Annotated in this window: 13 protein-coding genes and 1 pseudogene; 2 read left to right on the top strand and 12 right to left on the bottom strand. The window is 58.3% G+C overall.

Translation table 11 applies throughout. The annotated features are described in order from the left end of the window. A pseudogene (locus F8K16_RS03460) lies at positions 1 to 197 on the top strand (ribonucleotide-diphosphate reductase subunit beta); the annotation flags it as partial. Between the two features lie 75 nt (positions 198 to 272). On the opposite strand, the gene F8K16_RS03455 reads toward F8K16_RS03460, so the two are convergent. From F8K16_RS03455 to F8K16_RS03400, 12 genes are all read right to left on the bottom strand, one after another. Then, positions 273 to 1,271, bottom strand: coding sequence for a hypothetical protein (locus F8K16_RS03455; RefSeq protein ID WP_294946979.1), 999 nt, complete (start codon positions 1,269 to 1,271; stop codon positions 273 to 275). A gap of 43 nt (positions 1,272 to 1,314) precedes the next feature. Further along, positions 1,315 to 2,010, bottom strand: a complete 696-nt coding sequence (locus tag F8K16_RS03450) for a ParA family protein (RefSeq protein WP_294946977.1) — start codon at positions 2,008 to 2,010, stop codon at positions 1,315 to 1,317. 3 nt (positions 2,011 to 2,013) lie between these two features. Then, complete coding sequence (locus F8K16_RS03445) at positions 2,014 to 2,235, bottom strand: hypothetical protein (protein WP_294946974.1); 222 nt, start codon at positions 2,233 to 2,235, stop codon at positions 2,014 to 2,016. A gap of 3 nt (positions 2,236 to 2,238) precedes the next feature. Then, positions 2,239 to 3,060 (bottom strand): protein-glutamate O-methyltransferase CheR, encoded by an 822-nt coding sequence (locus tag F8K16_RS03440; protein ID WP_294946972.1) that lies wholly within the window; start codon positions 3,058 to 3,060, stop codon positions 2,239 to 2,241. Beyond that, positions 3,060 to 3,710, bottom strand: a complete 651-nt coding sequence (locus tag F8K16_RS03435; RefSeq protein ID WP_294946969.1) for a HEAT repeat domain-containing protein — start codon at positions 3,708 to 3,710, stop codon at positions 3,060 to 3,062. Before F8K16_RS03435 ends, F8K16_RS03440 begins: the two co-directional genes overlap by 1 nt. Then, on the bottom strand, positions 3,710 to 4,777 hold the full coding sequence (cheB, locus tag F8K16_RS03430; protein ID WP_294946967.1) for a chemotaxis-specific protein-glutamate methyltransferase CheB: 1,068 nt from the start codon (positions 4,775 to 4,777) through the stop codon (positions 3,710 to 3,712). Before cheB ends, F8K16_RS03435 begins: the two co-directional genes overlap by 1 nt. 58 nt (positions 4,778 to 4,835) lie before the next feature. Continuing rightward, on the bottom strand, positions 4,836 to 6,260 hold the full coding sequence (locus F8K16_RS03425) for a chemotaxis protein CheW (protein WP_294946964.1): 1,425 nt from the start codon (positions 6,258 to 6,260) through the stop codon (positions 4,836 to 4,838). Positions 6,261 to 6,283: 23 nt separating this feature from the next. Continuing rightward, positions 6,284 to 8,074 carry a methyl-accepting chemotaxis protein gene (locus F8K16_RS03420; RefSeq protein WP_294946961.1) on the bottom strand — a complete coding sequence of 597 codons (1,791 nt, stop codon included), beginning with the start codon at positions 8,072 to 8,074 and terminating at the stop codon, positions 6,284 to 6,286. Positions 8,075 to 8,281: 207 nt separating this feature from the next. Beyond that, positions 8,282 to 9,259, bottom strand: a complete 978-nt coding sequence (locus tag F8K16_RS03415; protein WP_294946958.1) for a hypothetical protein — start codon at positions 9,257 to 9,259, stop codon at positions 8,282 to 8,284. 9 nt (positions 9,260 to 9,268) lie between these two features. Continuing rightward, positions 9,269 to 11,902: a chemotaxis protein CheA gene (locus tag F8K16_RS03410; protein WP_294946956.1), complete on the bottom strand. Its 2,634-nt coding sequence runs from the start codon at positions 11,900 to 11,902 to the stop codon at positions 9,269 to 9,271. Between the two features lie 3 nt (positions 11,903 to 11,905). After that, on the bottom strand, positions 11,906 to 12,286 hold the full coding sequence (locus tag F8K16_RS03405) for a response regulator (RefSeq protein WP_294946953.1): 381 nt from the start codon (positions 12,284 to 12,286) through the stop codon (positions 11,906 to 11,908). A 20-nt stretch (positions 12,287 to 12,306) separates the two neighbouring features. Then, entirely contained in the window at positions 12,307 to 12,693 is a 387-nt protein-coding gene (locus F8K16_RS03400; RefSeq protein ID WP_294946950.1) for a response regulator, read from the bottom strand. 250 nt (positions 12,694 to 12,943) lie between these two features. Between F8K16_RS03400 and F8K16_RS03395 the strand changes: the two genes are divergently transcribed. Then, complete coding sequence (locus tag F8K16_RS03395; RefSeq protein WP_294946947.1) at positions 12,944 to 13,219, top strand: amphi-Trp domain-containing protein; 276 nt, start codon at positions 12,944 to 12,946, stop codon at positions 13,217 to 13,219. Positions 13,220 to 13,388 lie beyond the last annotated feature (169 nt).

Genomic DNA, 13,388 nt, shown 5'->3' with positions numbered 1-13,388 from the left:
TCTCCAACATCCGCATTCAGGCGATCAACCTGCCGCCACTGTTCGAGAAACGCTCCAACCCCCTGCCGTGGATGAACAACTGGCTGGTGTCCGACAACGTGCAGGTGGCGCCGCAGGAATCCGAAATCGCCTCCTATCTGGTGGGCCAGGTAGACGCCGACGTCGACGTGGAAGACTTCAGCGACATCGACCTGTAAGGATAAGTTACGTTAAACGAGAAAAGGGGCAGCCCAAAGGCCCCTTTTCTTTGTTTTGACAACGACGGGCGCTTATCACACCTCAGGCTCCGATACACCCAGCATCATTTCAATCTGGGCGATGGAGGCCAGTAGCGCTGCATCCAGATAATGAATGTCAATGGCATCCTGCTCCACAAAGAGCTTGCGCGCCCACTCAAGCAGATCCAGAACCAGCTGCTCCAGCAAAGTGAACACCAGCGTCTGGTGACTCTCATCCAACGTTCCGGCAGCATCCAGAAGACGGATCAGCTGCTGCAGACTGTATCCCATCTGCTCGAACTCGATGGTGCCAAAGAGGGAGTCCGCCAGATACTTCAGATGCTGCTGAAATGCTTGCACGAACGCCGGCTCGAAGCGAACATAGCGGTGGAAGAGGTCCTCCAGCTCGCGGAACTCATCCATGATGATGTCCACCTGCTCCGGCAACAACTCTCCCGAAGCCATATAGTCCGCCGCGCTCACCTGCGCCTTCCCTGAGGTAGAGGTGTGCATATCCGATATGGCCTCGTCCACCTGCTCCGACTCGAAGAAGGCAAAACCGTCTTCCGCCTCACTCGAAGGTTCGTCAAACATCATGAAATCGTCATCCGCCTCTGCTGGTGCAGTAAGCGTTTCGGCATAGACCTGCTGACAACGCACCAAATGGGCATTCGCTTCCTCCTCCAGTCGCGTACGTTCCTCCTCCGGCACTAAAGTGCTCATGCGCACCCAGGCCACATAGCGCTGAATGAATTCGGTCATGAACGGTTCAATAACCTCCAGAGGAATGCCATGCTTGGCGTGAGCCTCGTGCATGCGTTCAAACAGTTTTTCTGCCAGCCCCGGTTCAAACAGCATTGCCACAGCCAGCCGTCCCATATTGATGCTATGGCGTGACATACTTTCCCGATCCGGAAAATACCTTAGCAGTGTCTCATTTCCACGGATTTTCTCCGCAATGGGCAGGATGACCGTATCGATCAAATCCAGTGCCCGCTTCTTGCTGACTGGAATAGCAGAAAAATTGATATTTTCTATGCTGAGTTCACTCATGACGTCTCCACACTTTTCCGCTCAAAACATACGGTTTATGCTTTCAGCATACTCCAAGAACGCGGCAAACGTCGAGATAGTCCCGCCGGGCAGGTGTGAGACGGTGGGCAGTGTCTGACAGCACACCGGTCAGATGCGCATCCTGGCGTACTGGCGGCAGTACCCGCCATGAACCAACGAAGCGACGCAGCGCTTCCAGGCCAATTCGATGCGAGCCAAGGTGAGCATTGAACTGTACAGGCAGCAAGCGCACTGTGAGTCGTGTGTGCTCCGCCAGTGCCAACCTTGCCATGCGCAGTAGATAATGGACACTCGCCTGCCGTACGACTGGCGTCAGCGGCGTAGGAGTAATCCACACCTCACTCAGTCGGAGCAGTTCACGAAGAAATGGCATATAACCTGAAGGGGTATCAATAATGCACAGGTCATGTGCAGTCGCGAGCGCAACCAGCCGATCCGACAGCCCTCGCCCAGCAAGCGCCCCATCCAGCGGAAAGTCCGCCCCCGGCGCGGGCACCAGTGACAGCTGCTCACCCAGCCGAATCACCTCTGGTGTATCGGCAAAAGCACCTGCCTGTTCGGCGGGCCAGTGACCCAGCAGCCTGCTCAGTTGTGCATTAAGATCCAGATCAACCAGCAGCACACGGTGTCCCGTCTGCTGCGCGGCCTGTGCCAACATCAATGCGCTGGTGGTCTTGGCAACACCACCCTTCATGTTGGCCAGCGTCCAGACCGGCATGGTTTAATCCTGTGCCACCTGCGGGTTTTCGAACAGCTGACGCAACGTGGGAGCCTCTGCCTCGATGGAAACCGGCATGCGGGCACTGGCACACAGCAATGCCTGCACTACCGCACCTCCCAGATCATGATGGCGGATGACCACTGCATCATGCTCTTCCAGTTGTGCCAGCACCACCTCTACCTGTGTATCATCCATCGGCCGGTCAATGATCAGTGCTGCCATCTCTCACTCCTTGACATAATAGATCGTCTCACCGCTACGCACGGTGCGGAATACCGACACGATCCGGTTCATGCTCTCAGCGTGTCCGAGAAATACTGCCCCCTGCGGCTTAAGCAGCTCATAGAAAGTCATGGCCACCTCCCGCCGGCTGATCTCGTCGAAGTAGATCAACATGTTGCGGCAGAAAATGACATCAAACCGTCCCAGCCGCCGCATGGCCTGGCGATCCATCACATTGACCACCTGAAAATTCACCACGCCTTTTAGAAAGTCCACCAGCTCATAGCGACCATCCGTACGCTGAATGAAATACTGCTGCAGCAGATGGGGAGGTACATGCTGCACACTGCGGGGTGTGTAAATGCCAGCGCGCGCCTTGGCAATGGCTACCGAGTCAATATCTATGCCCACCAGCTCGAAGTCCCGTGCATCCAGCAACCGGCCTTCATCCAGCAACGACAATGCGATGGAATACGGCTCCTCACCAGTTGAGCTGGGCGCACACAGAATACGGATCGGCTCTCCAGTCGGTCTCAGCTGATGCAGTCGTGGCAGCACTTCACTGATAAGTGTCTCGAACTGATACTTCTCACGGAAAAAATAGGTCTCATTGATGGTGACCGTGTTGAGGATCTCCTGAATCAGCGCCGGGTTCTTCTCGAAGCGGAAGTCATGAAAGAAACTACGGAAATCACTGTAGCCAAATTGTGTCAGCACCTTCTCAAGCTTGGGCTTGAGAATGTCATAGCGCTTCAGGTCAATCTTGATCCCTGTGCGCCGGTAGATGACATCGCACAGTTTGCGGAAATCCCCAACGGACAACATCAACCCTCACCTCTGATACGCTTGATAGCAAGGTCCACGCCAAAGGTGACATAGGGGTCTTCCGGAAACTCCTTTCTGACAGCCTCCAAGAGAGGAATATCCTCTTCACTGCCCAGCTCACCCAGGTAATCCACGGCAGTCATCAGCGCATTGACATCATGCCCTTCGGCGATCTCCCGGGTGATGAAATGGCGCAGCAGCTCCGTAGCCCGGTCAAAACGCACATCACCCAGAATGTTGACGGCAAAGATGCGGATATCCCGGTCAGGATCGGCCAACAGCCGTTCAAGAAATGCTTCCGCCTCATCACCATAGTTGTGGAGAAAAGTGATCACCGCATTGCGCAGATAGGCATTGTCGCTCTTAAGCATGCGGAACATGGCCTCGAAATCCTTGTCCCGCCGCGGACGGGTAGGAAACTGAGCGAAGGCGAAGTCAATAAAGACATGATCCTCAATACGGTTATGCGGAAACATGCGCGCAAGCATGTCCAGTACATAGTAGATTTCCTGATGGCGGATAATGTAGTCCAGCGCCGCCAGCCGGCTGGCCTGATCCGCCTCCGGGTCCTCGAACACCTTCTGCGCATCCAGAAAAGTGTCGAATACTCGCACATCCGCCTGGCTGTCCTGTCCCGTGACAAATCCCATCAGTGTTGCTCCCCATAGGCCAGAATCTCATCCACAATCTCGGGAAACGGCAGTTTCTTCACCGCCCCGCCCCGCTCCCAGGCCTCCTTCGGCATACCGTAGACCACCGCCGTCTCTTCACTCTCGGCCAGTGTGTATGCGCCACCTTCTCTCAACCGCACCATGCAGTCGGCACCATCGTCCCCGATGCCTGTCAGTTCTACCGCCATGATTTTGCGAGGGTCGAACACCTGTGCAGCCGAGCAGAACATCTCATCCACAGAAGGACAGAAAAAATGATTGATGGTGTTGGGCACCAGTTTGACAGCCAGATGCCCGCTGGCCTTGCTGCTGAAGTGCAGATGCCGGCCGCCTTTACCGATGATGACCTTGCCGGCGGTCAGCCGGTCACCCTGACGGGCTTCGACCACCTCCACGGCCGCATTGCGATTCAAACGACTTGCGAAGATGCCAGTGAAATTCTCCGGCATGTGCTGCACCACACACACCGGCCATGGGTAGTCTGCCGGCAGAGAAGTGACAATTTCCTCGATCAACCCCGGCCCGCCCGTGCTGGCGCCGATGAGCACCAGTCGTTCCGGCACCTTGTCTGACACCACCTTTGGCTGATTTTTCTTCCTGATCAGGTCCAGCTTCTTCTGCGCCGCCTGACGGCGGATCGTCAAACGACTTCTGGGAATGGACGCAGCGGCTGCCACTTTGTCCAGGATCTCCTGCTCCTGCCGAGCCAAGTCCAGCGACAGCGTGCCCGGCTTGGGCACATAGTCGACTGCACCCGCCTCCAGTGCCTCGAAGGTGATCTCTGCCTCATCCTGTGTCAGTGAACTGACCATTACGATGGGCGTGGGCTTGATGCGCATGATCTCCCGAACCGCTGTCAGCCCGTCCATCACCGGCATGTTGATATCCATGGTCACCACATCGAAGTCCACCGCTTCGATGAACTCCAGCGCATCCTGACCATGCTTGGCCAGCCCCACGTCATAGCCGGCCCGATTGAACAGATCACCCAACTGCTTGCGAATCAGCGCACTGTCATCAACGACAAGAATCTTTTTTCTGGTCATGGAATTCTTCTTTTTACGTTACGTATAGCCCGTTTTGTTGTATGTAAAAGCTCATCATTCATGCACTTAGGGCTCCAAAGCGGATACCCTCAAGCACTTTCTGCAAACGTAGCCACAGAATGACTCGGCGTCCCTCATCCAACGTCACCGTGGCGTGAATCAAGCTGTCCGGATCATCAGCAAAAGCGCAGGCTGACTCATCCACATAGAGAATTTCATCCACCTCATCCACCAGAAAGCCAACCTGCACGCCTTCGTGCAAGCCCACGACAATCTTGCTGCGCTCACCTGGCTCGAAAGTGAAGCCAAGCCGTTCGGGCAGATTGATCACCGGTATCACCTTGCCCCGCAGATTAATGATGCCTTCCACGAATGATGGCGGCTCCGGGATGGGAGTGATCGGCTGCAGCTTGATGATCTCCTGCACCTGTTCAATATCCAGCGCATAGGCCTCCTGCCCGATACGAAAAACCGCCAGCTCCGCCATGTCTGCTTCTTCCTTCTGCTGTATCTGCTCCGAATGGGCGCGCGTCTCGGTCAGTGCGTACTGCGCAAGGAGCTGCTCCAGCGCCGCCTCACCCAGCACGGACACCACCACGCTCTCTTCCAGCTGAAAGACACCGCTGACCGGCAACGCCGAACGTGCGGCCTCTCCAGTGCGTACCGGCTGAATCCGCTCACGAGCCACTTCGATGACCTCATGCACCCGAGGTACAGCCAGCGCCAGCTGACGTTGACCGTTACCAATGACGACCAGCCGCCCATGGGAGCCACCGGGGTCAAATGCCCCGAACCCGAACAGGTCCGACAGGTCCACTACGCTCACCATCTCTCCCCGCAGGGGGCTGACGCCCAGCACCGGGGGCATGGGCGCGCCGGTAAGAGGCGTAAAGCGCACCGGCACCTTGAGCAGCTCCTTGACCTGATCGGTATGAATGGCAAAATGCTCATCTCCCAGCATGAAATGCAGATAGAGCGCGCCATCCATACCCGCCTCCACCTTCTCCGTCCCAGCCTGCTCGCCGCGCTGCGGCAGCGGAAAAGGCACATGGAAAGGCGCATGCCCACCCAGCAGAGGCTCGTCCAAGAGTGCCTCGGGACGAATGATCTGCACCGGCGTCCCCTCAAGATCGAAGACACTCTCCACGCCTTTAAGATCACTGTCTACTGGCGCAAGCGTCTTTCCATCCAGCGCTACTGTCTGCTCGATGCCGTCTACGAGAAATCCGAGGCTGTCGCCCTCGAACTGCACCACGACCAGACGGGCTGACTCATTCTCCTGCGCCACCGGCTCCTGCACCAGCAGTAACCCCATATCCAGCACCGGCACGATGCGGCCATCGATGACCGCGATACCCCTGAGTGCGCTCTCTCCCAACGGCACATCTGTCAAGACCGGTACACGCTGTACCCGCGTCACCCGATCACTGTCCAGACCCAGCAATGTGTCACCAAGGCGGAAGATGAGCAGTGTCTCGATCATGACCCGGTCTCCGTATCCCGATTTCAGCCGGTCGCCTGCAGCTGATCAGCCAGTACCGCCAATTCCTCGACCTGCTCTCCCATTTCCTCGAGAGTGTCACGGATCAGCTGCGCTGCCGAACGACTCTCGGAAACGTTGGTCTGGGCCTGCACCGCCGCAACCTTGATCTGCTCACTACCCTGACGAGCCTGGTTGAGCGCGGCGGCATTCTCCTCGTTGGCGCGCTTGAGGCCTTCGACCAGACTGACCACCTCCTCGATCTCGCGCCCCACCGTCTCAAGGTGCGCCACCATGCTCTCCAACTGGTCAGCGTTGACGCTCAGCCGTCCCAGGCCATGCTGCCATGCACGGCTGATACGGGTCATCTCCTCCTCCAGCGATGTGATGATCTCGTCGATCTTCTCAATATTGCTGCCAGCCTCCTGCGCCAGATTGCGGATGTCGCTGCTGACCACCGCAAATCCTTTGCCGAACTCGCCGGCACGTGCCGCCTCCACCGAACCGCTGACCGCCAGCATGGTGGTCTGAATAATGATGTTCTCAATGGTGCGCAGAATCTTGGTGATACGCCGCAGGTCCTTGTCGACCGCGTCAATCTGTTCGGTAACGCGCGCACCTTGCTCAACGCTACCGCTGACGCCCTTGCTGATTTCCCTCAGGGTTTCAATCATCCCCTCAGTAATCTGGCTGATCTCACCCAGCGCATCAAAGGCCGTTTGCAGCTGCTCGCCCGACTGGCTCACAAAGTCGATGCAGGTATCGGCCACCTCACTGTTCTTGACTGCATCCTCATTGGCCAGCGCCGCAGCCTTCTCTATCTGCTCCAACGCAACAATCACTTCACCCATACTGCTGGTGATCTCTTCCACCGCACTGCTCAGCTCTTCGGCCATGGAGGCGATCTCCTCAGCATCCTTGACCACATCGGTGGAGTTCTTCAGTTCCTCGGCCAGCACCTCCAGATTGGTGGCCGCCTGCTCTGACTCCACCAGCGCCGAAGCCTGCATGTCAATAGCCTTGGAGGCCTGATTGACCGCACTGGCCTGCTCCTCGGCAGCAGAAGCGATCACCTCCGCGCCCTTCTGCAGCTCGGTGACCTCATTCATCAGCTGGTCCATCACCCGCCCCAACTGCTGCATGCTCTCGGCCACCTGCCCACCCAGCTCACCCACACGGGCGGCCTGCTCGGAGGCTGCCTGAGCCTTAGGCGCATCTTCGGCCACCTGATCGGACACCTCGGTGATATATTCCACCAGCTCTCGCACCTTCTTCTGGGCATCGGCCACCACTTCACCGGTAGACTCGGCACTTTCGGCCGCCTGCGCCGCCAGCGCTCGGGTCTCACCGGCTACGACGGCGAACCCCTTGCCGTGCTCCTTGGCCCGCGCCGCCTCGATGGCAGCATTGAGCGCCAGCAGGTTAGTCTCCTCGGCCACCTGAGCGATCAATGTCACTGACTCGCCGATGTCCTCGCTGGCCTTCTCCAGCGAGGTGGCCTGCTCCCGCAGCTGACGGCTCATCTCTACCGTCTCCAGCATGCGGTCGGCGGACTGGATTACATCCCGCTGAGTATTACGAGCCACCTCCACCATGGTCAGTGCCTTATTGATGCCGAACTCAGCATCCCGCTGAATGGACTCGGTATTCTTGGTGATCTCATTGATGGCGCTCAGGCTCTCCTCCGCCGCACCGGCATTCTCCTCACTGGCGGCGGCGATCTGCTCCATGGCACTCTTGAGCTGCTCGATGGCCGTCACACCCTCCTGCGTCTTCTCCAGCAGTGAAGAAGCGATGCGCGAAAGGTTCTCGCTCATCTGCTGACGCCGAGCCAAGGTGCGGCGTTGGGCGCTCTCAGCTGAACGCTTTTGACGACTGGCACTGGCACCTACCGAAGCTTGCTGCTTCGGAGCGGACTTAACGGCTGTTGTGCCGGAAACCGCACCGGGTGCAGCCGAAGTCCCTCCGCTCTGTGGTTTGGTTATGAAGCCCATCTTGCTCTCCTCCCTCGGATTGCCCTTCTGTTAGAACATGACAAAATCATCATCCCCGCCCTGCTGCACCACGACTGCCTCATCCTTGTCTGTGCGCTCCAGCGGCACACCCAGCAGCATGGCAATCTGCTTGACCGATGCCATCATGGCTGCGTCCAAGTAGTGGATATCCTGTGCATCCTGCTCCACAAGTACATGGCTGACCCAGCCGGCGAGGTCCTCCACGAACTGATCGGTCAGCTTCTTGACAGACACACCCAGCTCGGCATCCAGTTCTTCAGGCAAATGCTCAAGAACATGAATAAACTGCCGCACCGCCCAGGCCAGATCATCAAACTCCATAGTGGCATCGAGTGCGCGGGAAAACTCTTCCAGATGGCTGGCGACAAACCTTGCGTAGTCTCTGTCAAACCCACCGTAGAAGTAGAGCTCGCCGGTCAGGTCCTCCACATCCTCCACAATGCGCTCAACGGTATCTTCATCCAGCACTCCGGATGCTATGAAATCCCACGCGCTGACCGCCTCACGCCCGGCGGTAATGTTGTGCATGCTGTCAATGACAGCATCCATATGGCCGCTGTCGGCCATGACGAACCCTTCCGCTTCCTCCGGCGCGTCCCCGCAGTGCATCTGCTGCGCCCGCAGCTGAGCGATACGAGCCTGCACCGTCTCACGTCCATCATCCAACAGAGCGGCATCAGCCTGCGCCACCCAGCGCTCAAAGGTGTCGATAAAGCGGGCAGCATAATCTTCCACAGCCTCTTGCGGCAGACCCACCGCCTGTGCCTCAAGGCACAGTGCCTTCAGGTGGACAAGCGCATCGCTGCGCCCGTGCAGCAGAGCACCCAATACATGAGCCATCTCTGCCAGAAAGTGGCGGTAGGTCCTGCGATCTTCAATCAACGGCTGGAGCCGCGCGTCGGACTGCCACAGTTCCATGAACGGCGCAAACACCTCATCCAGCAGGATGGCGGCTTCTCGATGTGTCAGTTCCAGCGACTCCGGCATGACACCTCCTCAATCAAACATCTTTTGCAGGTTGAGTATGAACAGAGGCGAGCCGTCACCCAGCAACGCCACACCGCTGATGAACGGGTGAGCCGCCAGCGGGCCGCTCAGCGGCTTCTGAACCACATCCAGCTGACCCACGAAGTCGTCCACCACAAAGGCGATCTTGCCGGATGCGGTGTTGAGAATCAGCACACTTTCGGTTTCGTTGAACTCGGTGCGGCCCAGCAGTTGCTCGAAGCGCACCAGCGGCAGTACCTCGCCACGCAGCTCAATGATGGGCTGGTGACTGGCGGTACGAATGTCCGCGCGGGTAACCTTCTCCGTCTCCACGATGTGTTCCATGCTCACCGCATAGTTCTGTCCGCCCATGCGCACCTGGAAAACACTGGTCAACGCCACGCTGACCGGCAGCTCCAGCAGCACGCTGGTGCCCTGTCCCTTCCGGCTGCGCACGATCACCTTGCCGCCCAGCTCCTCCACCGTAGTCTTGACCGCATCGGCCCCCACGCCACGACCCGACAGGTCGCTGATCTCATCCTTGGTGGACAGTCCGGGCAGGAAGATCAGCCCCAGCTTTTCCTCCTCGCTCATGCGGTCAATCTGCTCAGGGTCGATCAGCCGCTTCTCCAGCGCCTTGTTGATCACCTTGTCCACGTCAATGCCGCGGCCATCGTCCTTAACCTCAATGATGACCCGATCGCCCTCGCTGCGGGCGCCCACGGTGAGCGTACCCACCGGCGGCTTGCCCGCGGCAATGCGCTCTTCTTCCGTCTCCAGCCCGTGATCCAGTGAATTTCGGATAATGTGGACCATCGGGTCGGCGAGCTTCTCGATCATCATCTTGTCCAGTTTGGTTTCGCCGCCATACTCCTTGTATTCGATCTTCTTGCCCAGCTTGCGAGAAATGTCTCGCACCAGCTTCGGATAACGACTGAAGATGTAACTCAGCGGCAGCAGGCGCATGCCCATCACCCGGTCCTGCAGCTGCCCCACCAGTCGGCTGATCTGCTCATACTGGCTCATCAGCTCACGACGCACCTGCTGTGCGTTATCACCCTCAATGGCCTCAGCGATGAATGGCAAGGCATTCTTGACCACCAGCAGCTCGCCGACAATGTCCATCAGCTCATCAATCTGCTCCTGGTCAATTTTGATGGTGCGCGGCATATGGTGGGTCTGGGCAGGCTGAGAGGGTGCGCTGCGGGCAGGTGCCGTCTGGCTGGACTCCGCTGCATGTGCGGTCGGACGACTCTCGGGCATGGCTGTTCCCGACTCAGGGGACTGTGCTGCCGACACGGTCGCATTGTCCTGTTCGACTTGCGGAGCATTGGCTTTGCTATCACCTTCCGACGCCAATCCCAACTGCCGCGCCAGCATCTCAATGGTTTCAGCAGCATCTTCCGACGAAGCGTCCGCCGGCAGACAGGGCTGACCAAGGGTGGCCTGCATATGCCGCAGAGCATCCACGATGTGTCCATGCCCTACCTCGCTGCAGGTCAGTGCCTCCCGCTGACTCTCCACCAACGCCTTCAGCGCCGCACGCATAGGCTCGTCCAGCTCTGACTCTTCCACAGCGACTGGGACATCATCCGCCTGTGCGGGCGCTGCACCCGCATCCGTGCCACACCCCAGCCAGCGGCGCAGCCCAGCCTGCTGCGCTTCGCTCATCCCTGCCTCCAACAGGTCGGCCAGACGGTTCAGCACCCAGCCAGCCGCTCCCTGCTGCTGTGCCGCCGCCGCGCGCAGAGCCTCCGCCTCCCACACCAGCCCATCGACCAGAGCGGCAATTTCTGCCGGCTCCATGCCCTCGGGTGGCGTGAGCAGACTGGCCCAGTTGAGCGGCGCTACTTCAATCTCATAGATCAGGTTGTAGAACACCTCTTCCAGCGTGTCGCCATCGGTGAGGACAACGCACTTGAGCCATGTGCTCCACTGCAGCGGGTTCTCCCGCAGGGCATCGCAGCCGCGCACATGGGGTTCGACGGCGACGAGCGCCTGCTCGCCCAGCAGGTCGAGCAGATAGACCGGATCGTTGCCCAACTCAAGCGTGGCCTGATCCAGATCCAGATTGACCACCCAGGCGTGAGACGTGCTCTGCCAGCTAACGTCCGGTATGACGGGGTCGGCAGGCACATGAGGCAGAATGCGCGTCAGCTGATCCAGATTAAGAGCTGTCAGGGGCACCGCCTCCACAAGCGAGAACGGCGGCTCGAACGGCGCGGTATCTGGTTGCGTGTCCGCCTGTTGCCCCATCACACCATCGAGCAGAGCACGCACCTTGCCTCTGACCTCATCTACCCGGGACTGATCCACCTCCAACGCCGCCAGATCGCCGGCGGCCTCGGCAGCATCCACCAGCTCTATAACTTCATCAAAGGCATCGTACAGCGCATCCAGCAGTGCATCAGAATAGCTGACCCGACCATTACGGTAGGCATCCAGCAGGTCCTCGGCGGCATGCGTGATCTCCTTGACTGCCTCAAAACCTACCAGTCCCGCGCCCCCCTTGAGAGTATGGGCGGCACGAAACAGAGCGTTGACCTGCTCCGGATCACCCGACTCAAGATCCTTAAGGTGGGCATCTAGGTAGCTGAGGTTGTCCTGCGCTTCTGACAGAAACTGTTCCAGCAAGGGGTCCATGATTTACTCCTTGGCACAGGGTTGGGTCAGAATGCGGGCAAAGGCTGCCAACTCTTCCGGCCGTGCGGGTTTGATGATGTGATGATTGGCACCACTGGCGAGCGACTGGTGTCGGTCTCGCGCCTCCGCCTCAGTGGAGACCATGATCACCGGCGCGCCATGACCTTCGCCGCTACGCAACCGGCGAACAAAACTGTAGCCGTCCAAAACCGGCATATTTATGTCCACCAGATACAAGTCATAGCGGCCCAGCTGCGCCTTCTCCAGCGCCTCCATGCCGTTTTCAGCCTCATCGCACGCATAGCCCAGCTTTTCCAACAGCTGACGGTGATACATGCGCACAGTGATAGAGTCATCCACGATCATTACCCGGCCGGCAGCCATGACAGCCTCCCTGTTCTGTTTTATCGAATCCGCAGCACCCGCTTGATAGCCATCTGCAGTTTTTCCGGCGCGAAGGGCTTGACTACCCAGCCCGCCAGGCCGATCTGCTTGCCCTGCTGCACCATTTCAGGCGCGTTTTCCGTAGTGAAGGCCAGAATGGGCTTGAGACGCATCTCTGGCATCGCCTTGACCTGACGGGCGAAGTCAAGCCCGTTCATCTGCGGCATGTTGATGTCGGTCAGCAACAGATCGAACGCCAGACCGTTTTTGATGGCTTCCAACGCTACTGTGGGATCCTCATAAGTGATGATTTCAATATGACCAGCGTCCACCAGTGGCTTGAGCGCCAGTTCAGCGGTCATCAACACCGTCTTGGAATCATCAACCAGCACAACCTTCTTCGCCATGAAAAGCCTCCTGAAATTTTTTGATCTCATCAAAGCAAGTCACATGCCAGAAAAATCTTTACTTGCCACCCCTTAACCCGCCGAAAGCAGGACATTCGATAGCTTCACCATAGGATTCACTCATAAAGCGATAGCTTTTTATCACTAAACGGCAAGTTCGCCTCAAATTCAATATGAAAATTAATTTGGATCAATTAACATTAACTCAACGACATCATCTCCAGCGCACTCTTTGCAGACAGAACGCACCATGACAAGGCAGACGCAGCTGTTCGAGCACGAATCCCTGCAGGACGCGGACAATCTGGCCGCCTTTCTCAAGGCCATCGCCCGTGGCATCCAGAAGGGCGAGATCACCTTTGATGACGAGGAAGATCAGATCGTGCTGCGTCCCCACCGACTGGGGCGCTTCCGCATCAAGGTGAGCAAAAGCCCCAAGAACCAGACCCTGCGGCTCAAGATCGTCTGGAGCGGCGAAGAAGACGGCGAGCTGGACGACACGCCCCTGTTCATCGACACTGACTGATGCGCCCCGACCATCCGCACGCGCCGCTGCACTTTTCCTTTCTGGCGCTGCATCGTCAGCTGGAGGCGCTGGGCGCCTGGGCGCTGCATCAGTCCGACCCCCTCGACACCCTTCGCAGCGCCAGCGCCGAGCTGGACGCCCAGCAGGTGGCCCTGTGGGACCTGCTGGG

It is taken from the genome of Sulfurivirga sp., assembly GCF_015490265.1.
GTDB lineage: Bacteria > Pseudomonadota > Gammaproteobacteria > Thiomicrospirales > Thiomicrospiraceae > Sulfurivirga.
Note: the sequence above shows the minus strand (reverse complement) of the source record. Positions and strands in the feature narration are given on the sequence as shown.